Annotated in this window: 15 protein-coding genes and 1 pseudogene; 11 read left to right on the forward strand and 5 right to left on the reverse strand. The window is 60.8% G+C overall.

Annotation, left to right across the window (positions count from 1 at the left end; all coding sequences use genetic code 11):
- Window positions 1–106 precede the first annotated feature (106 nt).
- Complete coding sequence (gene glnA / locus KKQ10_RS12045; RefSeq protein ID WP_127648584.1) at window positions 107–1,513, reverse strand: glutamate--ammonia ligase; 1,407 nt, start codon at window positions 1,511–1,513, stop codon at window positions 107–109.
- A gap of 328 nt (window positions 1,514–1,841) precedes the next feature.
- Between glnA and thiI the strand changes: the two genes are divergently transcribed.
- Both thiI and typA read left to right on the forward strand, forming a co-directional pair.
- Window positions 1,842–3,296, forward strand: a complete 1,455-nt coding sequence (gene thiI, locus KKQ10_RS12050) for a tRNA uracil 4-sulfurtransferase ThiI (protein ID WP_215501223.1) — start codon at window positions 1,842–1,844, stop codon at window positions 3,294–3,296.
- Window positions 3,297–3,435: 139 nt separating this feature from the next.
- On the forward strand, window positions 3,436–5,256 hold the full coding sequence (gene typA, locus KKQ10_RS12055; protein ID WP_127648587.1) for a translational GTPase TypA: 1,821 nt from the start codon (window positions 3,436–3,438) through the stop codon (window positions 5,254–5,256).
- Between the two features lie 158 nt (window positions 5,257–5,414).
- Here typA and KKQ10_RS12060 read toward each other — a convergent pair whose 3' ends face one another.
- Window positions 5,415–5,852: a YkgJ family cysteine cluster protein gene (locus tag KKQ10_RS12060; protein WP_007961740.1), complete on the reverse strand. Its 438-nt coding sequence runs from the start codon at window positions 5,850–5,852 to the stop codon at window positions 5,415–5,417.
- 257 nt (window positions 5,853–6,109) lie between these two features.
- On the opposite strand from KKQ10_RS12060, the gene KKQ10_RS12065 reads away from it, so the two are divergent.
- From KKQ10_RS12065 to KKQ10_RS12085, 5 genes are all read left to right on the forward strand, one after another.
- Window positions 6,110–8,560 (forward strand): glycogen/starch/alpha-glucan phosphorylase, encoded by a 2,451-nt coding sequence (locus KKQ10_RS12065; protein WP_215501224.1) that lies wholly within the window; start codon window positions 6,110–6,112, stop codon window positions 8,558–8,560.
- Between the two features lie 168 nt (window positions 8,561–8,728).
- The gene (locus KKQ10_RS12070; RefSeq protein ID WP_215501225.1) at window positions 8,729–12,313 is read left to right on the forward strand and encodes a DUF2339 domain-containing protein; all 3,585 of its coding nucleotides are present in this window, start codon (window positions 8,729–8,731) and stop codon (window positions 12,311–12,313) included.
- Complete coding sequence (locus KKQ10_RS12075; RefSeq protein WP_215501226.1) at window positions 12,310–13,674, forward strand: DUF3999 domain-containing protein; 1,365 nt, start codon at window positions 12,310–12,312, stop codon at window positions 13,672–13,674. The genes KKQ10_RS12070 and KKQ10_RS12075 overlap by 4 nt, the downstream gene beginning before the upstream one ends.
- A gap of 298 nt (window positions 13,675–13,972) precedes the next feature.
- A complete protein-coding gene (locus KKQ10_RS12080) occupies window positions 13,973–14,983 on the forward strand; it encodes a class 1 fructose-bisphosphatase (RefSeq protein WP_127648591.1) in 1,011 nt (336 codons plus the stop codon).
- Window positions 14,984–14,986: 3 nt separating this feature from the next.
- The gene (locus KKQ10_RS12085) at window positions 14,987–15,589 is read left to right on the forward strand and encodes a DUF924 family protein (RefSeq protein ID WP_215501227.1); all 603 of its coding nucleotides are present in this window, start codon (window positions 14,987–14,989) and stop codon (window positions 15,587–15,589) included.
- Between the two features lie 116 nt (window positions 15,590–15,705).
- Here the strand turns inward: KKQ10_RS12085 and KKQ10_RS28720 are convergent, their stop codons facing one another.
- Window positions 15,706–16,470, reverse strand: coding sequence for a methyl-accepting chemotaxis protein (locus tag KKQ10_RS28720; RefSeq protein ID WP_371260421.1), 765 nt, complete (start codon window positions 16,468–16,470; stop codon window positions 15,706–15,708).
- A 93-nt stretch (window positions 16,471–16,563) separates the two neighbouring features.
- Window positions 16,564–17,598, reverse strand: a pseudogene (locus KKQ10_RS28725) (cache domain-containing sensor histidine kinase); the annotation flags it as partial.
- Between the two features lie 282 nt (window positions 17,599–17,880).
- Between KKQ10_RS28725 and KKQ10_RS12095 the strand changes: the two are divergent.
- Entirely contained in the window at window positions 17,881–18,135 is a 255-nt protein-coding gene (locus tag KKQ10_RS12095; protein WP_007961748.1) for a hypothetical protein, read from the forward strand.
- A 31-nt stretch (window positions 18,136–18,166) separates the two neighbouring features.
- Complete coding sequence (locus KKQ10_RS12100; protein ID WP_007961749.1) at window positions 18,167–18,736, forward strand: lipocalin family protein; 570 nt, start codon at window positions 18,167–18,169, stop codon at window positions 18,734–18,736.
- Window positions 18,737–18,854: 118 nt separating this feature from the next.
- Here the strand turns inward: KKQ10_RS12100 and KKQ10_RS12105 are convergent, their stop codons facing one another.
- Window positions 18,855–20,219, reverse strand: coding sequence for a formimidoylglutamate deiminase (locus KKQ10_RS12105; RefSeq protein ID WP_127648594.1), 1,365 nt, complete (start codon window positions 20,217–20,219; stop codon window positions 18,855–18,857).
- A 146-nt stretch (window positions 20,220–20,365) separates the two neighbouring features.
- Here KKQ10_RS12105 and hutC point away from each other — a divergent pair, with 146 nt between their 5' ends.
- Together hutC and KKQ10_RS12115 are read left to right on the forward strand one after the other, a co-directional pair.
- Window positions 20,366–21,076 (forward strand): histidine utilization transcriptional repressor HutC, encoded by a 711-nt coding sequence (gene hutC / locus KKQ10_RS12110; RefSeq protein ID WP_007961751.1) that lies wholly within the window; start codon window positions 20,366–20,368, stop codon window positions 21,074–21,076.
- Window positions 21,073–21,642, forward strand: a complete 570-nt coding sequence (locus tag KKQ10_RS12115) for a HutD/Ves family protein (RefSeq protein ID WP_215501229.1) — start codon at window positions 21,073–21,075, stop codon at window positions 21,640–21,642. The genes hutC and KKQ10_RS12115 overlap by 4 nt, the downstream gene beginning before the upstream one ends.
- Window positions 21,643–21,716: the final 74 nt, after the last annotated feature.

The following is a 21,716-nucleotide window of genomic DNA, read 5'->3' on the forward strand; positions in this document are numbered from 1 at the left end:
CAGTTGTGGCGCAGAGGCGGCGGATTATCCATGGATGAGCGCGCACAAAAAAGGCCTCCCGAAGGAGGCCTCTTTTTGTCACGCCGCGTAGCGCGGCGCTACCGGATCAGCAGCTGTAGTACAGCTCATATTCCAGTGGGTGCACGAAGGTGCGAACCTTGATTTCTTCTTCGGATTTCAGCGCGATGTAAGCGTCGATGAAGTCGTCGGAGAACACGCCGCCCTTGGTCAGGAACGCACGGCCCTTGTCCAGCTCTTCCAGGGCTTCTTTCAGGCTGCCGCAAACTTGTGGGATCTCTTTCGCCTCTTCAGGCGGCAGGTCGTACAGGTTTTTGTCAGCGGCATCGCCTGGGTGGATCTTGTTCTGGATACCGTCCAGGCCGGCCATCAGCAGTGCTGCGAAAGCCAGGTACGGGTTGGCAGCCGGATCCGGGAAGCGCGCTTCGATACGACGGCCACGTGGGCTGTTGACGTAAGGAATGCGGATCGAGGCGGAACGGTTGCGCGCCGAGTAGGCCAGCATTACCGGAGCTTCGAAACCTGGCACCAGACGCTTGTAGGAGTTGGTGGCCGGGTTGGTGAAGCCGTTCAGGGCCTTACCGTGCTTGATGATACCGCCGATGAAGTACAGGGCGGTTTCGGACAGGCCGGCATAGCCTTCGCCAGCGAAGGTGTTCTTGCCGTCTTTGGCGATGGACATGTGGACGTGCATGCCCGAGCCGTTGTCGCCGTACAGTGGCTTCGGCATGAAGGTCGCGGTGCGGCCGTAAGCGTCGGCAACGTTGTGTACAACGTATTTCAGAGTCTGAACTTCGTCAGCTTTCTTCACCAGGGTGTTGAACTTGACACCAATTTCGTTCTGACCGGCAGTCGCCACTTCGTGGTGGTGAACTTCAACGGTCTGGCCCATTTCTTCCAGTGCGTTGCACATGGCAGTACGGATTTCGTGGTCGTGGTCAAACGGCGGAACCGGGAAGTAGCCGCCTTTGATACCAGGACGGTGGCCTTTGTTGCCGCCTTCGATGTCCTGGTCGGACATCCACGAACCCTGTTCGGAGTAGATCTTGAACATCGAGCCGGAGATGTCCGACTTGAACTTCACTTCGTCGAAGATGAAGAATTCTGGCTCTGGACCGGCGAAGACGGTGTCACCGATACCGGTGGTCTTCAGGTATTCCTCGGCGCGGTGAGCAATGGCGCGCGGGTCACGATCGTAACCTTGCATGGTCGACGGTTCGATGATGTCGCACACCAGGATCAGGGTTGGATCTTCGGTGAACGGATCGAGAACGGCAGTATCGTCGTCCGGCAGCAGGATCATGTCGGAGGCTTCGATGCCTTTCCAGCCAGCGATGGAGGAACCGTCGAACATCTTGCCGACTTCGAAGAAGTCGTCTTCCAGCGCATCGCGAGCCGGCATGGTCACGTGGTGCTGAGTGCCTTTGGTGTCCGTGAAGCGCAGATCAATCCACTTGACGTCATGATCTTTGATGAGTTGAACCGACTTCGACATAGTGTCCTCCGGGTGGCTTAGGGCTTGGTAGTGGATGCCCTTAATATGGGTGATGCCGGCGCAGATACTCTGCCAAGGCAACCTGCCTCACAAGGGAGCAAATTGCATGCCAGTGCCCCACCATGGGTTTTTTGCCCCAAATTCACGCTTCCCGCGGTGCGAAGCGCAATAAAGGGGAAAATCTCGCCCCTTAATGTAGCGTGCAAATTTGAAAGTGACCCGTTTTGGTGCATGAAAAACCTTCTGCATATTAACTGGTTAAACCTTGAGCAATTTCCGCTATAATCCGCGCCCCCCTTTTTCGGCTGGCCCTGCGCGCGCTGTTTTCATGAAACTAATCGTAAAAGTCTTCCCCGAGATCACCATCAAGAGCCGCCCTGTCCGGATGCGTTTCATCCGCCAGCTGGCCAAGAACATCCGCGCCGTGCTCCGCGATCTGGACCCGGCCGTGGTGGTGAACGGTGTGTGGGACAATCTCGAGCTGGAAACCCGCGTTACCGACCCCAAAGCCTTGAAAGAGATGGGTGAGCGCCTGGTCTGCACGCCGGGCGTTGCGCATTTTCTGCAGATCGACGAGTACCCGCTGGGCGACTTCGACGACATCACCGAGAAGTGCAAACAGCACTACGGCGATGTGCTGGCCGGGAAGATTTTCTCGGTGCGCTGCAAGCGTGCAGGCAAGCACCCGTTCAGCTCGATGGACGTCGAGAAGTATGTCGGCAGCAAGCTGCGTCGTGAGTGCGGCGCGGCCGGAATCGACCTCAAAGCACCGGAAATCGAAGTTCGCATCGAAGTTCGCGACCAACGGTTGTTTGTCATCCACAGCCAGCACAACGGCATCGGCGGCTACCCGCTCGGCGCCCTGGAGCAGACGCTGGTATTGATGTCCGGTGGCTTTGACTCGACGGTTGCCGCTTACCAGATCATGCGCCGCGGCCTGATGGCGCATTTCTGCTTCTTCAATCTGGGCGGTCGTGCCCACGAATTGGGCGTGATGGAAGTCGCGCATTTCATCTGGAAGAAGTACGGCAGCTCGCAACGCGTGCTATTTGTCAGTGTTCCGTTCGAAGAAGTGTTGGGCGAAATTCTCGGCAAAGTCGATAACAGTCATATGGGCGTCGTATTGAAGCGTATGATGTTGCGCGCGTCCTCCGCCATTGCCGACCGCCTGCACATCGATGCACTGGTGACCGGCGAAGCGATCTCCCAGGTGTCGAGCCAGACCTTGCCGAACCTGTCGGTGATCGACTGCGTGACCGACAAGCTGGTCCTGCGCCCACTGATCGTTGCGCACAAGCAGGACATCATCGACACGGCCAACGAGATCGGCACCGCCGATTTTGCCCGGCACATGCCGGAATACTGCGGGGTCATTTCGGTCAATCCGAAGACCGCCGCCAAACGCTACCGCGTCGAGCACGAAGAGAAAGAATTCGACATGGCGGTCCTCGAGCGTGCGCTCGAAAACGCCAAACTGGTGCCAATCGATCGGGTGATCGACGAATTGGGCCAGGACTTGCAGATCGAAGAAGTCGGCGAAGCGCTGGCCGGTCAGATCGTCATCGACATCCGTCACCCGGATGCGGCCGAGGATGACCCGCTGGAACTCGCCGGCATAGAGGTACAGACGATGCCGTTCTACGCAGTGAACGCTCGTTTCAAGGAGCTGGATCCGACTCGCCAGTACCTGCTGTATTGCGACAAAGGCGTGATGAGTCGCCTGCATGCTCACCATTTGCTCAGTGAGGGGCATGCCAATGTGCGCGTTTATCGACCGAGCTAAGTGCCCGGGGCTGTTTGCCTGTGGCCTGCGTCACCGGCCCCCCGACACCGCCGTCAAGCTGTAACGGCCATGCCGGACACTACTGTTAATCGCTGCCAAGACTTGTCAGCAAACCGAATCCTCTGATCGAGATACACAAGTGATCGAAAATCTACGTAACATCGCCATCATTGCCCACGTTGACCATGGTAAGACCACCCTGGTAGACAAACTCCTGCGTCAATCCGGCACCCTGGAGCGCAACGAGCTCAACGACGAGCGCGTGATGGACTCCAACGACCAGGAAAAAGAGCGCGGTATTACCATTCTGGCGAAAAACACCGCCATCAACTGGAACGGCTACCACATCAACATCGTGGACACCCCGGGCCACGCCGACTTCGGCGGCGAAGTAGAACGCGTAATGTCGATGGTTGACTCCGTTCTGCTGCTGGTTGACGCTCAAGACGGCCCTATGCCGCAAACCCGTTTCGTGACCAAGAAGGCGTTCGAAGCCGGCCTGCGTCCAATCGTGGTCATCAACAAGGTTGACCGTCCAGGCGCGCGTCCGGACTGGGTTCTGGATCAGATCTTCGACCTGTTCGACAACCTCGGTGCGACCGAAGAACAACTGGACTTCCAGGTTGTTTACGCTTCGGCCCTGAACGGCATCGCCGGTCTGGACCACACCGCCATGGGCGAAGACATGACTGCTCTGTACCAGGCAGTTGTTGACCACGTTCCGCCTCCGGCCGTTGACCGTGACGGTCCGTTCCAGATGCAGATTTCCGCTCTGGACTACAACAGCTTCCTGGGTGTTATCGGTGTTGGCCGTATCGCTCGTGGTCGCGTCAAGCCGAACACCCCGGTTGTCGCTATCAGCGCCGACGGCAAGCGCCGCAACGGTCGTATCCTGAAGCTGATGGGTCACCACGGTCTGCACCGCGTTGACGTTGAAGAAGCAGCGGCCGGCGACATCGTCTGCATCAGCGGCTTCGACGAGCTGTTCATCTCCGACACTCTGTGCGATATCAACACCGTCGAGGCGATGAAGCCGCTGACCGTTGACGAGCCAACCGTTTCCATGACCTTCCAGGTAAACGACTCGCCATTCTGCGGTAAAGAAGGCAAGTTCGTGACCTCCCGTAACATCAAGGATCGTCTGGACAAAGAGCTGCTGTACAACGTTGCACTGCGCGTTGAAGAAGGCGACTCGGCTGACAAGTTCAAGGTTTCCGGCCGTGGTGAGCTGCACCTCTCGGTACTGATCGAAACCATGCGTCGCGAAGGCTTCGAGCTGGCCCTGGGCCGTCCTGAAGTGATCATCCGTGAAGTTGACGGCGTGAAGCAGGAACCGTTCGAAAACGTAACCATCGACATCCCTGAAGAATCGCAGGGCAAGGTCATGGAAGAGATGGGTCTGCGTAAGGGCGACCTGAGCAACATGGTGCCGGATGGCAAGGGCCGTGTTCGTCTGGAATACAACATCCCTGCTCGCGGTCTGATCGGTTTCCGTAACCAGTTCCTGACCCTGACCAACGGTGCTGGCATCCTGACCTCGATCTTCGACCGTTACGCTCCAGTGAAGTCGGGCCACATGTCCGGCCGTCAGAACGGCGTTCTGGTTTCGGTTGAAACCGGCAAGGCACTGACCTACTCGCTGGAAACCCTGCAGGCTCGTGGCAAGCTGTTCGTAGAACACGGCCAGGAGATCTACAACGGTCAGATCGTTGGTCAGAACAGCCGCGACAACGACCTGGGTGTGAACCCAACCAAAGGCAAGAAGCTCGACAACATGCGTGCTTCGGGTAAAGACGAAACCATCGCTCTGGTACCACCTGTTCGCTTCACCCTGGAACAGGCTCTGGAATACATCCAGGAAGACGAGCTGTGCGAAGTCACTCCTAAGTCCATCCGTCTTCGCAAGAAGATCCTGGACGAAAGCGAGCGTACCCGCGCTGCCAAGAAAGCCAAGGCATAAGATTTAGCCCAGGCTGAAAAAAACGCCCCCGGTCGCGAGACCGGGGGCGTTTTTGTTTGTCTGCGATTCAAGGCAAAAAAAGATCGCAGCCTTCGGCAGCTCCTACAGGGATACGCATTCCCCTGTAGGAGCTGCCGAAGGCTGCGATCTTTTGATCTTCAGAACTTCTCGATCGACCGGGAATTCTGCACGCGTTCGACTTCTTTCGGCTTGTACGCGCAGTATCCCGGACGCGGCCCGATCTTCGGGTGGTTGCGGCAGGTGTCCGGGCGCTTGTCATAAATGGTGCACAGGCGGCTCTTACGATCCAGGTAGTAGCAATCGTTGTTGCTCATGCGCTGCAGGGTGAAGATCCCCGACTTCTGGTTGAAGCGCTCGACCAGCCCTTCCTTTTGCAGGCGCTTGGCGATGTTCTTCGGCGGGTCGCCCAGCTCGAACTCGTCGACCACGCCGATGCGCACCAGGTCCTTGATCTTGACCTCGACCGGCAGGGTGCAGCAGCTGGAGACACAAGAGCCGCACATCGGGGCCGAATATTTGGCCCACGTATCGAGACGGTCGATCTCGGCGGCGGCAATCAGGTTGGGCTTCATCATCGGGAATTACCAGGCGTGTGCATCAGGGCGCGCGATCATACCGGGACTGGTGGATTTTTGAACAACCTTTCGCCAGATTTTTCCAAATGCCACTCAATTGGCCGTCAGTACGGCACGGCCCCTGCATTCAATAGCCCACTCGCCAAGGTAATGCCGGGCTATCTCACCGTCTTCGGAAAAACTGCAGAACCTGCGCCTCTACCGTCGGTCAGACCGTCTAGGCTCAGACAATTCCCCGCTCGCTCGAGGTCCTATCGATGACTCAAGAACCACTAGTTCGCGAAGCAGAGGTGGCCGCATTCCGCGACGCCGTCCTGACCAAACTCACCTACGCGGTGGGCAAAGACCCGGATCACGCCTTCGACCATGACTGGTTCGAGGCCATTGCCCTGGCGGCGCGCGACCACATGGTCGAGCACTGGATGGACCACACCCGACAGATCTACCGCAAAGGCCAGAAGCGGGTGTATTACCTCTCGCTGGAATTTCTCATTGGTCGCTTGCTCTACGACAGCCTGAGCAACCTCGGTCTGCTCGATGTCGCCCGTGAAGCGCTGACTGAACTGGGCGTCGATCTGGAGCGCATCCGCCTGCTGGAGCCGGATGCGGCACTCGGCAACGGCGGCCTCGGGCGTCTGGCGGCGTGCTTCATGGAAAGCATGTCGACCCTCGGCATCGCCGGGCATGGCTACGGCATTCGCTACGAACACGGCTTGTTCCGTCAGGCCATCGTCGATGGCTGGCAGCAGGAACAGACCGAACACTGGCTGGATTTCGGCAACCCGTGGGAGTTCGAACGTCCGGAAGTGGTGTACACCATCGGTTTCGGCGGCAGTGTCGAAACCGTCACCGATGCCAGCGGCAAATCCAGGCAGGTCTGGTCGCCAGCCGAAACCGTGCGGGGGATTGCCTACGACACACCGGTGGTCGGTTGGCGCGGGGCGAGCGTCAACACCTTGCGCCTGTGGCGCGCGCGGGCCATGGAAGATCTGCACCTGGAGCGCTTCAACGCCGGTGACCACTTGGGCGCCGTGGCTGAAGTGGCCCGAGCTGAAAGTATCTCCCGCGTGCTCTATCCGGCGGACAGCACCGAAGCCGGGCAGGAGCTGCGCCTGCGCCAGGAATACTTCTTCGTTGCCGCGTCGCTGCAAGACTTGCTGCGTCGTCATCGCAACATGCACACCTCGGTACTGACCCTGGGCGATCACGCGGCGATCCAGCTCAACGACACCCACCCCTCGATTGCCGTTGCCGAACTGATGCGGCAACTGGTCGATGTCTACGACGTGGCCTGGGATGCGGCGTGGCAAGTCACCGTCGACACGCTGTCGTACACCAACCACACGCTGCTGCCCGAAGCGCTGGAAACCTGGCCGGTCGGCCTGATGGAGCGCATGTTGCCGCGGCACATGCAGATCATCTACCTGATCAATGCCCAGCACATCGATTCGCTGCGGGCCAAGGGCATCCATGACTTTGACGTGCTGCGTGCGGTGTCGCTGATCGAAGAGGACAACGGCCGCCGGGTGCGCATGGGTAACCTCGCGTTCCTCGGTTCGCACAGCGTCAACGGCGTGTCCGGGCTGCATACGCAGTTGATGCGCAAGACCGTGTTTGCCGAATTGCACAAGCTCTATCCGGAGCGGATCAACAACAAAACCAACGGCATCACCTTCCGCCGCTGGCTGTTTCAGGCCAACTCCGAACTGACCTCGATGCTGGTCGATGCCCTCGGTCCGCAAGTGCTGGATAATCCGGAAGAACGCTTGCTCGACCTCGAACCGTTCGCCGAGAAAACCGCGTTCCGCAAGGCCTTCGCCGAGCAGCGCCTGCATAGCAAAAAGGCCTTGGCCTATCTGATTCACGAGCGGCTGGGGATCGCAGTCAATCCGGCGGCGATGTTCGACGTGCAGGTCAAACGGATCCACGAATACAAGCGTCAGTTGCTCAACCTGATGCACACCGTGGCGCTGTATCAGGCGATTCGCGCCGAGCCTGAAGTCGACTGGGTGCCACGGGTGAAGATCTTTGCCGGCAAGGCGGCGGCCAGTTATCACCAGGCCAAACTGATCATCAAACTGACCAACGACATCGCCCGGGTGGTGAACAACGATCCGACCGTGCGCGGTCTGCTGAAAGTGGTGTTTTTGCCCAACTACAACGTCAGCCTGGCCGAGAGCATCATTCCGGCGGCGGATTTGTCCGAGCAGATTTCCACCGCCGGTTTCGAAGCCTCGGGCACCAGCAACATGAAATTCGGCCTCAACGGCGCACTGACCATCGGCACCCTCGACGGCGCCAACGTGGAAATGTGCGAGCGCATCGGTGCCGAGCACATGTTCATCTTCGGTCTCAGCGCGCAGCAGGTCGAAGCGCGCAAACAGAACCACGAGTTCAGCGCCGCGCCGGACATCGCCGCGTCTCACCGCCTGAGCGACGTGCTGCAAGCGATCCGCAGCGGCGTGTTCTCGCCGGATGACACGTCGCGTTACACCGGGCTGATCGATTCGCTGGTGGACTACGACCGCTTCCTGGTCTGCGCCGACTTCGATTCCTACTGGGAAGCGCAAAAACGCGTCGATGCGCACTGGCTCGATTCCAACAACTGGTGGCGTTCGGCAGTGCTCAACACGGCGCGGATGGGCTGGTTCTCCTCCGACCGGACTATCCGCGAGTACGCCACCGATATCTGGAAAGCGCTGGAGTAACTTTTCGCTCGGCTCGATATAATCGGCGCGCCGGAAAAGATCGCAGCCTTCGGCAGCTCCTACAGGGTTATGTGAACACCTGTGTAGGCGCTGCCGAAGGCTGCGATCTTTTTGGATCAGGCTGCGCTAATCTTCCCGGATTGGCCTTTGCGCTTAGGGATATCGACCATGCAATGGATGTTCATGTTGATCGGGCTGGTGCTCGGCTGGCTGCTCGATGAGTCGTTCAGTGCCGCGCTGCTCGGTGCACTGCTCGGGCTTGCGATTGGGCAAACGCTGCGCATCGCCCGGCTTGGCTCGCAGGCGGCGGAGCAACAGCGCCAACTTGAACAGACGAAGGTGGCCTTGCAAGGCGTCGCGCAGCGCCTGTATCTGCTGGAAGGCTCCCCCTCTCACGGGGTGCCACCGGCAGCCGCGGAACCGTTCAGCGAGCCGCTCGTCGAGCCCGTTTACACCGCTGAGGATGCCTCAGCGCCCGAATTGGTCTGGGAACTGCCGCCCGAACTCGAACCGATCTCTGCCGTCGCCAGCGAAACCAGTCAGCCGCTACCGGCCGATGTCTGGCATCTGGACGCCATCACTGACGAACCCGCACAACCCGCTGAACCCCGTGGTCCGAACCTCATCGAACGTGGCATCAGCGCTGCGCGCAACTGGCTGTTCGGCGGCAACACTGTGCTGCGGGTCGGTGTGGTGCTGTTGTTCTTCGGTCTGGCCTTCCTGTTGCGCTACGCCACCGAAGGCATGGTGGTGCCGATCGAACTGCGTTACGCCGGTGTCGCGGCGGCGGCCTTGGCCCTGCTGGCGCTGGGCTGGTGGCTGCGTCGGCGTAACAGCAGTTATGCGCTGATTTTGCAGGGCACCGGGATCGCCGTGCTGTACCTGACGGTGTTTGCGGCGATGCGTCTGCACCCGTTGCTCGACCCGTCCGCCGCGCTGGGGCTGTTGGTGGCCGTGACGGTGTTCTCGGCGATTCTCGCCATCACCCAGGATGCGCTGGGGCTGGCCGCCGCGGCGGCATTGGGCGGTTTCGCCGCGCCGATCCTGACCTCGACCGGCGCCGGCAACCATGTCGCGCTGTTCAGCTATTTCGCGTTGCTCAACGCCGGCATTCTCGCCATCGCCTGGTTCAAGGCCTGGCGCCTGCTCAACCTGATCGGTTTTGTCGGCACCTTCGGTATCGGTTTCGCCTGGGGACTGCGTTCGTATGCGCCTGAGTTGCTGTGGAGCACCGAGCCGTTCCTGATCCTGTTCTTCCTGATGTATCTGGCCATCGGTCTGCTGTTTGCCCGGCGCAAGTTGCTCGACATGCCCGATGCGCCGGCGGACGGCGACCGCGAGGCGCTGCTGCACTGGTCGGCCCGCAAGGGCGATTACGTCGATGGCACGATGCTGTTCGGGCCGCCGATCGTGGGCTTCGGTCTGCAGTTTGCGCTGGTGCAGCATCTGGAGTTCGCCGCCGCGTTCAGCGCGCTGGCGTTGGGCGTGATCTACATGGGGCTGGCCCGGGTATTGATGGGCGGACGCGCCTTGTTGCTGGGCGAAACCTGTCTGGCGCTGGGGGTGATTTTCGCCAGTCTGGCGATCCCGCTCGGCCTCGATGCGCGCTGGACCTCGGCAGCCTGGGCGGTGGAGGGCGCGGGTATTTTCTGGCTCGGCTTGCGTCAGCAGCGACCGTTCGCCCGGGCGTTTGCCCTGCTGCTGCAACTGGGTTCGGCGCTGGCCTTTCTCAGTCAGTTGCGGGTCGGCGAAAGCAGCCTGCTCGACGGTGCACCGCTGGGCGCGCTGATGCTCGGCATCGCGCTGCTGTTCAGTTTCTATCAACTGCGCAAGGCCTCGCCGGAACAGGCTTCGCCGTGGGAGCGCCAAGGCCTGCCGGTGCTGGCGGCCCTGGGCCTGACCTTCCTGTACCTGTTGGCGCCGCTGTTCTTCTTTGTTCAGGCCACGGCGATCAGTTGGGCGCTGGCCGGGTTGGCGACATTGTTCGCCGGCCTGCGTCTGCAGTCGCGCACGTTCCTGTTCACCGCGTTTGCCGTGCAGTTGCTCGGTGGTGCGTTGTTCCTGCTGCGCCTGCAAGGCGCGGGTGAGGATTCGGCGGCGGTGTTCAGCGCTGGCTGGAGCGGTTTGCTCAGTGCGTCGCTGATTGGCCTGGCATTGATCGCTGGCATGCTGCTGGCGGCGCGCGACGAGATGGTGCGCGGCGATGTGCGTCTGCTGCGCGGCTTATCGGTGGTGCTGTTGGCGGGGTTGGTGCTGATCAATCTGGCGGTGCTGTTCGTGTTGCCATGGCAAACCGCGAGCGCGGTATGGGCCGCCAGCGGATTGCTGATCATCTGGCTGAGCCTGTACCTCCAGCAACGCGTGAGTTTCGTTTTCGGCCTGTTGTTGCAGTTGATCGGCGGCGCGGCGTTTTTGCTGGCCGGTCCCGAGTTGCTCGGACCGCTGTCCAGCGAAGGTCTGCGACCGCTGGCTCATGGCGGTTTCTGGACGCCGCTGGTGTTGGGGCTGGCCGCCATGATCGGTGCCTGGCGCCTGCAACTGGGCAATCACGCTTCGGCGTTCGATGCACTGAGTTTGCAGCGCCTGTCTGAGGTGCTGCTGGTGTGGGGCGCCGGATGGTGGGCGTTGGCGTGGGTCAGCGAAGTGCTGCGATTTGCGCCGCTGAACCTGCAGGCAACCCTGTTGCTGCTGGTCGCCGCACTGAGCGTGGCGCTGTGGACATTGCTGTCGCTGCGTTTGAAATGGCCGGCGCTGGGCCTGCTGTGCACCTTGCTGATTCCGGCGGCGGGACTGGTGCTGCTGGCAGCGTGGCATTCGCGTTATCACCCGGCGGCGAACATCGGCTGGCTGGCGTGGGCACTGGTGTTCGTCGTGCACTTCTTCAGCTTGCGGCGTCTGGCGCCAATGCTGCCGGCAAGGGCCCTGAGCACGGCGCATGTGCTCGGCTGCTGGCTGCTGATCGGCGTGCTGGCGCTGGAATTGCGCTACGGCCTGCTGCTGTTGTCCGAGCAATACAACGCCTGGCGCTGGCTGGGCTGGGCGATCCTGCCGAGCCTGTATCTGTTGCTGGCGGCAGCTGCGCGCAACTGGCCGTGGCCGGTGGCAGCGTTCCCCCGCGAATATCGCTTGTACGCCGCTGCGCCATTGGCGGTGCTGATGCTGGCGTGGTTCTGGCTGGCCAACGGCGTCAGCGACGGCAACGCCGAACCGCTGCCGTACGTGCCGCTGATCAACCCGCTGGAATTGGGCCTGCTGTTCGCCCTGTTCGGGGTGTACGTGTGGTCGCGCTATGCCGTGGCACAGTTTGCGATCCGCAAGGATTACGCCGAGTACGCCACGCAACTGATCGCCGGGGTTTCGCTGTTCGCCTTGTGCACCGCGCTGGTCACCCGTGCTGCGCACCATTGGGCGGGGATTCCGTTCGAACTGGATCTGCTGCTCGAATCGATGCTGGTGCAGGCCGGGTTGTCGATCGTCTGGACGCTGATGGCGCTGGGTCTGATGATCGGCGGGCATCTGCGTCATCGGCGCGAGGTGTGGCTGATCGGCGCGGCGCTGATTGCGCTGGTGGTGGCGAAACTGGTTTTTGTCGAATTGAGCAACCGTGGCGGACTGGCACGGATCGTCTCGTTTATCGGCGTCGGCGTGTTGTTGCTGGTGGTGGGCTACTTCGCGCCGCTGCCGCCCAAACGCGTCGAAGCCGAACCGGCGGCGGACAAACCCGTCGCAGACACCGAAGGAGTTTCATCTTGAGTCGCATGCTGAATCTGGGGTGGTTGGCGCTGGGCGTGGTGATGGCTGCCGGCGCCCAGGAAAAACCGGCGGACTTCGCCACGCAGGTGCCGCTGGTGGTGAGTGGCAACGGCCCCTGGTATCGCCTCGAGCTGCCATTGAGCGCGCAATTGCAGGCACGCCAGACTGACCTGAGCGACCTGCGGGTGTTCAATGCCGCCGGCGAACCGCAAGCCTATGCCCTGGCTCGCGAGTCGGCGCAGACCCGCGACGACGGGCAGTTGCATGAGGTGAAGTGGTTCCCGTTGTACAACGCCGCCGACGCCAGTGAGCGCGCGCCGAATGTGCGGGTGCAATCGACCACCACCGGCACGCTGGTGGAAGTGCAACCGTCCAGCCAACTGGAGGCCGGCGAAGAAGTGCTGCGTGGCTGGCTGCTCGACGCCAGCGCGATCAAGGCACCGTTGCAGCAGTTGATCCTCGACTGGACCAGCGAACGCGACGGCTTCCAGCGCTTCAGCATCGAGGCCAGTGATGATTTGCAGCATTGGCAGGCGTGGGGGGACGGGCAGGTCGCACGGCTGACCTTTTCCGACGAGCGCATCGAACAGCACGAAGTGGCGCTGCCGGGACAATCGGCGCGTTATCTGCGTCTGCTGTGGGAGGCGTCGACGTCGGCGCCGACCCTGACCTCGGCGCAGCTGAAAAGCAGCGATCCGCGTAACGTGCCGTTGCCGTTGGTCTGGTCGCAAGCGCTGACCGGCAGCAGCGCCAAGGCCGGCGAGTACACTTGGCAGTTGCCGATGGGGCTGAACGTCGAGCGGGTGCAGGTTGAACTCAAGCAACCGAACAGCTTGGCGCCGGTGACGCTCGCCGGCCGGCGCGAGAGCAGCCTGCCGTGGCAGCGCGTAAGCAGCGGTTTGCTGTACCGCCTGACCCAGAACAGTCAGGACGTGGTGCAGAACGAATTGCAGCTGTATGGGCAGACCGTGCAGCAATTGAAGCTGACGGTGGATGAGCGCGGCGGTGGCCTTGGTGAGCAGGCGCCGAGCCTGAAGTACGCGGTGCGGGCGACGCAGGTGATTTTCCTCGCGCGCGGCGAAGGGCCTTACAGCCTGGCATTGGGTAACCCGAGTGTGAAAACGGCGAACCTGCCGCTGGCCACGCTGATTCCGGATTTCAAACCGGAGAAACTCGCGACGCTGGGCAAGGCAACGGTGCAGGGCGAAGCGATTGCTACGCAGGCTGCGCCGGCCACCACCGCGGTGGTGGCCGAGACCAACTGGAAGAAAATCGGTTTGTGGGCGGTGTTGCTGGTGAGCGTGGTATTTCTGGGGGCGATGGCGGCGAGTCTGCTGCGCAAGCCTCCGACCAACTCCTGAGTCGGCGGGTGCTGTGCACCCGATCGCGAGCAGGCTCACGCCTACAATTGGAATGCGTACCCCTGTAGGAGTGAGTCTGCTCGCGAAAGCGATCGCTCAATCGACAACGGTCTTGAACTGCCATCCGTCCCGTTTCGAACTACGCTGATTGCGGTGCCTGAACTCTCTCGACCCGATCACGTCTGATACAAGCAATTGCGCCCCAATGCACGTTACCGGGCGTCATCGCTCGCTACGTTTTCAGACTCCCTGTAAACTGCGCGGGTTTTTAGCCCCCCCCAATCCACCGGAGCCGTCCATGTCCCGCGTTACCCTGAGTCGCTATTTGATTGAGCAGACCCGCAGCAATAACACTCCTGCCGATCTGCGCTTCCTGATCGAAGTGGTGGCGCGTGCCTGCAAAGAGATCAGCCACGCCGTGTCCAAAGGTGCCCTGGGTGGTGTTCTGGGCAGCATGGGCACTGAAAACGTCCAAGGCGAAGTGCAGAAGAAGCTCGACGTTCTGTCGAACGAGATCCTGCTCGAAGCCAACGAATGGGGTGGTCACCTGGCCGGCATGGCGTCCGAAGAAATGGACAATGCCTACCAGATCCCGGGCAAATACCCGAAAGGCGCGTACCTGCTGGTATTCGACCCACTGGACGGCTCGTCGAACATCGACATCAATGCCCCGGTCGGTACCATCTTCTCGGTACTGCGTTGCCCGCACGAATACCTGAGCCAGAACGAGCCGCTGAACGAAAAAGCGTTCCTGCAGCCAGGCACCCAGCAAGTCGCTGCCGGTTACGCGATCTACGGCCCGCAGACCATGCTGGTGCTGACCCTGGGCGACGGCGTCAAAGGCTTCACCCTGGACCGCGAAATGGGCAGCTTCGTCCTGACCCACGAAGACATCACCATTCCTGAGTCGACCCAGGAATTCGCGATCAACATGTCCAACCAGCGCCACTGGGAAGCCCCGGTACAACGCTACGTCAGCGAACTGCTGGCCGGCGAAGAAGGTCCGCTGAAGAAGAACTACAACATGCGTTGGGTTGCCGCGATGGTCGCCGACGTGCACCGCATCCTGACCCGTGGCGGTCTGTTCATGTACCCACGTGACAGCCGCGAGCCATCGAAGCCGGGCAAACTGCGTCTGATGTACGAAGCCAATCCGATGTCGTTCCTGGTGGAACAGGCCGGTGGCGCATCCACCGACGGTCACCAGCGCATTCTCGACATTCAGCCGGAAGGTCTGCACCAGCGCGTAGCGGTGTTCCTCGGCTCGAAAGAAGAAGTCGCCCGCGCTACGGCCTACCACAAGGAATAAACCATGAACGCGCCCTGGCAGCCGTTGCTCGATTGGTGGTTCGGACATGCCGAATCACCGGACGAGATTGCGGCTGACAAGGGCAAGTTGTGGTTCGGTAAGCGTGACAGCCAAGACCTCGAAGCGCGTGAGCGTTTCGGGGTCTTTGTCGATCAGGCCCTGGCCGGCGAATTAACCGAGTGGACGCAACGTCCCGAAGGTTGGCTGGCCGTGGTGTTGCTGCTCGATCAACTGCCGCGAATGATCTTTCGCGACTCCCCCAAAGCCTATTCCGGTGATCTGCGTGCGCAGAAACTCGTCGCGCAAGGCATTGCTGCGGACTTCGACCGGCAACTGAAACCGATCCAGCGGGTATTCATTTATCTGGTGTTCGAACACTGCGAAAACCTCGCGGTGCAGAACGAGGCGGTGTCCAGGTTCATGGAGCTGGTGGCTGAACAGCCGGAAGCCGAGCGGGCGGTGTTTGCCGACAATCTGGACTACGCCGAGCGGCATCGGAAAGTGATTGCGCAGTTTGGCCGGTTTCCGCATCGCAATGCGGTGTTGGGGCGCGAGTCTACGGCTGAGGAGTTGGCGTTTCTTTCTAAACCGGGTTCCAGATTTTAGATCTCAGTGCGGCTGATGCCGCTTTCGCGGGCAAGCCCGCTCCCACACTGGTTTTGTGATCACCACCGATCCAATGTGGGAGCTAGCCTGCTGGCGATGGGGCCAGTGGCTGCGCTTCAGATCCTGAAACTGCCCACCAGCTGCTTCAACCGCGCCGCCTGCTGCTCAAGATCCGAGCATGCGCGCAAGGTCGCCTGCAAGTTCTCCACACCTTCCTGATTCAGTGTGTTGATCTCGTTGATATCAACGTTGATCGACTCGACCACAGCGGTCTGCTCTTCGGTCGCTGTCGCCACCGACTGGTTCATTCCGTCGATCTCGCCGATGCGCTGGGTCACGCTGCCCAGGCGTTCGCCTGCCTGGTTGGCGATGCCGACGCTGCTTTCGCTCTCGCGCTGGCTCTCGGTCATGATGCTCACCGCCTGACGCGCGCCGACTTGCAGTTCTTCGATCATCTTTTGCACTTGCTGCGCCGAGTCCTGAGTGCGGTGTGCGAGGTTGCGCACCTCGTCAGCGACCACGGCGAAACCACGGCCAGCTTCACCGGCACGGGCCGCTTCGATGGCGGCGTTGAGCGCCAGCAGGTTGGTTTGCTGGGAGATGCTGGTGATCACTTCCAGAATCTGCCCGATGTTCACCGTATTACTGTTGAGGGTTTCGATGTTGCCGCAGGAGTCGCTGATTTTTGCCGACAACTGCTGCATGGCGTGAATGGTTTTATCCACAACCTGCTGGCCGTCGACCGCCAGGCTGCGTGCATCGCTGGAGTGTTGCGAGGCGAGGGCGGCGTTCTGCGCGATTTCCTGGGCGGCGGCGCCGAGCTGATTGATCGCGGCGGCTACGCTGTTAGTGCGGCTGGCTTGCTGGTCGGAGTTGTACATCGACGAGTTCGATGCCGCGACCACGCGCAAGGCGACCTCGTTGACTTGGCCGGTGGCCGAGGACACTTCGCGGATCGAGGTGTGAATACGTTCGACGAAGCGGTTGAACGACAGGCCCAGTGCGCCGAACTCGTCGTGGCCATGGATCACCAGACGCTTGGTCAGATCGCCTTCACCTTCGGCGATGTCGTGCATGGCGCGGCCCATGGTCAGCAGCGGTTGCATCAGCACGCGGATCAGCATGCCGAGCAGGGCGATGATGATCACCACGGCAATCACCATGGCGATCAGCGCCGAAGTGCGGAATTCGCTGAGCATCGAGAACGCGGTGTCTTTATCCAGCACCAGCGCCACATACCAGTCAGCCGATGGCACGCCATTGACGCGGGTGAACGAGACGAGTTGGGTCTTGCCGTCGAACTCGACTTCTTTCAGGCCCGGGCTGACTTTCGGCGCGCCGTTCGGGTAGGCCTCGGCGAGGGTCTTGAGCACCAGTTTGCTGTCCGGGTGGATGAGGATCTTGCCGTCGCTGCTGACAATGAACGCGTGGCCGTGGCCACCAAAGTTGAGCGAGTTGATGATCGCGCTGACGCTGGTCAGGTCGATGTCGGCACCGGCCACACCAATCATCTGGCCCTGACGCTGCACCGGGGTGGCGACGGTGATCACCAGTTTGCCCGACGAAGCGGCGATGTAGGGTTCGGTGACGATGGTCTGCTGGGCACTGTTGGCCGCCTTGTACCAGCCACGGGCGCGCGGGTCGTAGTCCGGCGCGCGGTTGCCGGCGGGCACCGAGAACATCACGCCGTCGACACCACCGAAGTAGCTGAGCTGGAAATTGCCGGTGTAGGCGGGCAGGTCGATGATGCGTTTCAGGCTGGCGGGCGCACTGCCGTCCACGGCGACCTGCTGCGACAGCGATTGCAGCAACTGGATGCGGCTCTCCAGCCAGGTCTGGATGTTGCTGGTGGTCAGGCTGCCCAGTTCCTGCATCGTGGCTTCGGTGCTGCTGCTCAGGGCTTCGCGTTGTCGATAGTCGTTGAAGAAAATGAAACAGGCGAACGCAACGGCCACCACGAGGGCGGCAGCCAGCAAGATCTTGTGGCTGAATTTCATGTTTCTGGTCATCGAATGAACTACCGCGAAGGGGCTGGTCGAGAAATGGCGGCAATTTGCCACACCTGGGGGCTTTGCGCTGCTCTTATTTCGACTGCGGCCCGCCAAAGATTAGGCGGTTTCGATGAAATGCGACGAAATGCTCAATAGCTGTAAAAAGTCGCTGATTTGCCGGTAAATGCCAGACGAGCGGAGCAATAAATAGCCATCGTCGTGGGGAACCAGACAGGGGTTTTCTCTTCTAAGCTTCTGGTTGGCGCCATGCCATCCCCCTTCCGCTCCAGGAGTTACTTCATGTCGCTGCGATCTATCGCCCTACTGACTTTTTGCGTGCTGCTGGCCGCGTGCAGCAAGGTCAATCAGGAAAACTATTCCAAGCTTTCGGCCGGCATGGCCAAGGCCGAAGTTGAGACGTTGCTCGGCAAACCGACCGACTGCTCGGGCGCGCTCGGCATGTCCAGTTGCACCTGGGGCGACCAGAAAAGCTTTATCAGCGTGCAATACGCCGGTGACAAAGTGTTGATGTTTTCCGGCCAAGGCCTGAAGTAATCCGGGGCTACGCGCCCACGGGAGAAAAATAATGAAGCGGTTATTGTTTGTTCTTTTTGCCGGCCTGGTACTGGCCGGCTGCGCCACGCATGGTGAAGATCCGCTGGCGCCCAAGACAGTCCACAGCGTCAACCTCAAGCGTTATCAGGGCACCTGGTACGAACTGGCGCGACTGCCGATGTACTTCCAGCGCGATTGCGCGCAATCCGAAGCCCATTATTCGCTCAAGCCGGATGGCAACGTCGATGTGCTCAATCGCTGCCTGACCGCGGACTGGCAATGGGAAGAAGTCAAAGGCACGGCGTACCCACAGGTGCCGGGCAAAACCGACAAATTGTGGGTCGAGTTCGATACCTGGTTCTCGCGCCTGATTCCGGGTGTGGCGAAGGGCGAATACTGGGTGCTGTATGTCAGCGATGACTACAAGACCGCTATCGTTGGCGACCCGAGCCGCAAGTACATGTGGTTGCTGTCACGCACGCCGACCGTCAACGGTGTGGTGCGTGAAGAATTGCTGAGCAAGGCGCGGCAGCAGGGTTATGACACCACGCGACTGATCTGGCGGGCGTCTGATCGGCAGATGGCCAAGACTTCGAACTAAAGGTCACCACAAAACCAATGCAGGAGTGAGCCTGCTCGCGATGGCGGTGTGTCAGTCACATATTTATGTCTGACACACCGCCATCGCGAGCAGGCTCACTCCTACATTTTGTTATGTGTCAGCTCAGAAGGTCACGCAGGACTTGGGTGAATGCGCGGCTGCTTTCCTCTTCGCCAGCATGCCGGCCATCACGCACCACCCACTGGCCGTTGACCAGCACATCACGCACCTGACGATCACCACCGGCAAACAGCCAGCGATTCAGAATCCCGTCGCCCGTGGCCGTGGCCAGATACGGATCATTGCCATCGAGCACGATCCAGTCCGCACGCTTGCCGACTTCCAGTGCGCCAATCGGTTGCCCCAGCGCTTGGGCGCCGCCGTCCAGCGCCGCGTCATACAGCGTGCGCCCGACCATCGGCTGATCCGCGCCATACAAACGGTTGCGCCGTTGATCGCGCAGACGTTGGCCGTATTCCAGCCAACGCAACTCTTCGACCACGCTGAGCGACACATGGCTGTCGGAACCGATACCCATGCGCCCGCCCTGAGCGAGGAAATCCACTGCCGGGAAGATCCCGTCGCCGAGGTTGGCTTCAGTGGTCAGGCACAGGCCGGCGATGGCGCGGCTCTTGGCCATCAACGTGACTTCTTCCGGGTTGGCATGGGTCGCGTGGACCAGGCACCAGCGCTGATCGACCTCGGTGTTTTCGTAGAGCCATTGCAACGGACGACGACCGCTCCAGCTCAGGCAGTCATCGACTTCCTTCTGCTGTTCGGCGATGTGAATGTGCACCGGGCACTGCTTGTCGCTGGCCGCCAATACTTCGCTGATCTGCTGCGGGGTGACCGCGCGCAACGAGTGGAAACACAGGCCCAGCGATTGCGCCTTTTGCTGCGCCAGCAATGGCTGCAGGCGCGATTGCAGATTCAGGTAGTTTTCGGTGCTGTTGATGAAGCGGCGCTGGCCGTCGTTCGGCGTCTGCCCGCCGAAGCCCGAGTGGCTGTAGAGCACCGGCAGCAGGGTCAGACCAATGCCACTGTCACTCGCGGCCTGGCTGATGCGCAGCGCCAGTTCGGCCGGGTCGGCGTAAGGCTGGCCGTTATTGTCGTGATGCACGTAATGGAATTCGGCGACCGCGGTGTAACCGGCCTTGAGCATCTCGATGTACAGCTGACGGGCAATCACGCCGAGCTGCTCGGGGGTGATTTTCCCGACCAGCCGGTACATCAGGTCGCGCCAGGTCCAGAAACTGTCATTGGGATTACCGGCCACTTCGGCCAGTCCCGCCATTGCCCGCTGGAAGGCGTGGGAGTGCAGATTGGGCATGCCCGGTAGCAGCGGACCGCTTAGCCGTTCGGCGCCGTCTGCGGTGGAATCGGCCTGAATTTGGGTCAACACGCCATCGGCGCTGACCTCAAGACGTACATGGTTGGCCCATCCGTTAGGCAGCAGCGCGCGTTCGGCAAAGAAAGCGGACATGGTTCAGCACCCCATCGTGTGTTATTTGTATATACATATACAGACGTTTGCCTGCCCGGTAAACTCCGGCAAGCTAGCAACTTTCATCCAATGAACAGGGATCAACCGTGCCGACTCCGCCTCCAGTCTCCCCGTTGGCCGCGAACATGGGCGACAGTCCGGCGCCCTTGTACGCCCGCGTCAAACAGATGATCACCCAGCAGATCGACAGCGGTAACTGGCCGCCGCACTATCGCGTGCCGTCGGAAAGCGAACTGGTCAGCCAGCTCGGCTTCAGCCGCATGACCATCAACCGTGCGCTGCGCGAGATGACCGCCGACGGTCTGCTGGTGCGCATGCAAGGCGTCGGCACGTTCGTCGCCGAACCGAAGAGCCAGTCCGCGCTGTTCGAAGTGCACAACATCGCCGACGAGATTGCCTCCCGTGGCCATCGCCACACCTGCCAGGTGATCACCCTCGAAGAAGAGGCCGCCGGCTCCGAGCGCGCACTGGCGCTGGACATGCGCGAAGGACAGAAGGTCTTCCATTCGCTGATCGTGCATTACGAAAACGACATTCCGGTGCAAATCGAAGACCGTTTCGTCAATGCGCTGGTTGCTCCGGAATACCTCAAGCAGGATTTCACCCTGCAAACTCCTTACGCCTATCTCAACCAGGTGGCGCCGCTGACCGAAGGCGAGCATGTGGTCGAAGCGATTCTCGCCGAGTCCTCCGAGTGCAAGTTGCTGCAAATTGAAAAGGGTGAGCCATGCCTGTTGATTCGTCGTCGTACCTGGTCGGGCCGTCAGCCGGTGACCGCTGCGCGCCTGATCCACCCCGGCTCCCGTCATCGTCTGGAAGGACGCTTTCATAAATGAATGGTTTGAAGGTTTTACGCGCTGAAGGCTACCCGCGCATGCCGTGGAAAAACGGCGGCGGCAGCACCGAAGAAATCACCCGTGACGCCGGTGCCGGCCTTGATGGCTTCGGCTGGCGCCTGTCGATTGCCGACATTGCCGAGTCGGGCGGTTTTTCGACCTTCGCCGGTTACCAGCGGGTGATCACGGTGCTGCAGGGTGACGGCATGACCCTGTGCGTCGATGGCGATGACACGCGCCCGCTGTTACCGCTCGACCCGTTTGCCTTCAGCGGCGAAAGCCAGGTGTCCTGCACTTTGCTCGGCGGCGCGATCCGCGATTTCAACCTGATCTATGCGCCGCAGCGTTACAGCGCGCGGTTGCAATGGCTGGACGGCGAACAGCGGTTTTTCAGTTCGGCGGGGACGGTGTTGGTGTTCAGTGTCAGTGAGCTGCTGCAAGTGCAGGTGGGTGACAGTGTTGCGCAGTTGGGGCGACATGATTGTCTGCAACTGGACGGTAACAATGGCTTGGTTGAGGTTTCCGTTGATGCGGGTTGCTGTGTCATTGAGCTGACTACGCGCTGATTCAAAAATATTAAAAGATCGCAGCCTTCGGCAGCTCCTACATTGGGATTGATGTACACCCTGTAGGAGCTGCC

The organism is Pseudomonas sp. MG-9 (assembly GCF_018729515.1).
Taxonomy (GTDB): Bacteria; Pseudomonadota; Gammaproteobacteria; order Pseudomonadales; family Pseudomonadaceae; genus Aquipseudomonas; species Aquipseudomonas serboccidentalis.

Bases quoted from the DNA above. Each gene is read 5' to 3' on its own strand.
- glnA (WP_127648584.1), bottom strand. From the start codon at position 1,513: ATGTCGAAGTCGGTTCAACTCATCAAAGATCATGACGTCAAGTGGATT.
- thiI (WP_215501223.1), top strand. From the start codon at position 1,842: ATGAAACTAATCGTAAAAGTCTTCCCCGAGATCACCATCAAGAGCCGC.
- KKQ10_RS12060 (WP_007961740.1), bottom strand. From the start codon at position 5,852: ATGATGAAGCCCAACCTGATTGCCGCCGCCGAGATCGACCGTCTCGAT.
- KKQ10_RS12065 (WP_215501224.1), top strand. From the start codon at position 6,110: ATGACTCAAGAACCACTAGTTCGCGAAGCAGAGGTGGCCGCATTCCGC.
- KKQ10_RS12070 (WP_215501225.1), top strand. From the start codon at position 8,729: ATGCAATGGATGTTCATGTTGATCGGGCTGGTGCTCGGCTGGCTGCTC.
- KKQ10_RS12080 (WP_127648591.1), top strand. From the start codon at position 13,973: ATGTCCCGCGTTACCCTGAGTCGCTATTTGATTGAGCAGACCCGCAGC.
- KKQ10_RS12085 (WP_215501227.1), top strand. From the start codon at position 14,987: ATGAACGCGCCCTGGCAGCCGTTGCTCGATTGGTGGTTCGGACATGCC.
- KKQ10_RS28720 (WP_371260421.1), bottom strand. From the start codon at position 16,470: ATGTACAACTCCGACCAGCAAGCCAGCCGCACTAACAGCGTAGCCGCC.
- KKQ10_RS12095 (WP_007961748.1), top strand. From the start codon at position 17,881: ATGTCGCTGCGATCTATCGCCCTACTGACTTTTTGCGTGCTGCTGGCC.
- KKQ10_RS12100 (WP_007961749.1), top strand. From the start codon at position 18,167: ATGAAGCGGTTATTGTTTGTTCTTTTTGCCGGCCTGGTACTGGCCGGC.
- KKQ10_RS12105 (WP_127648594.1), bottom strand. From the start codon at position 20,219: ATGTCCGCTTTCTTTGCCGAACGCGCGCTGCTGCCTAACGGATGGGCC.
- hutC (WP_007961751.1), top strand. From the start codon at position 20,366: ATGGGCGACAGTCCGGCGCCCTTGTACGCCCGCGTCAAACAGATGATC.
- KKQ10_RS12115 (WP_215501229.1), top strand. From the start codon at position 21,073: ATGAATGGTTTGAAGGTTTTACGCGCTGAAGGCTACCCGCGCATGCCG.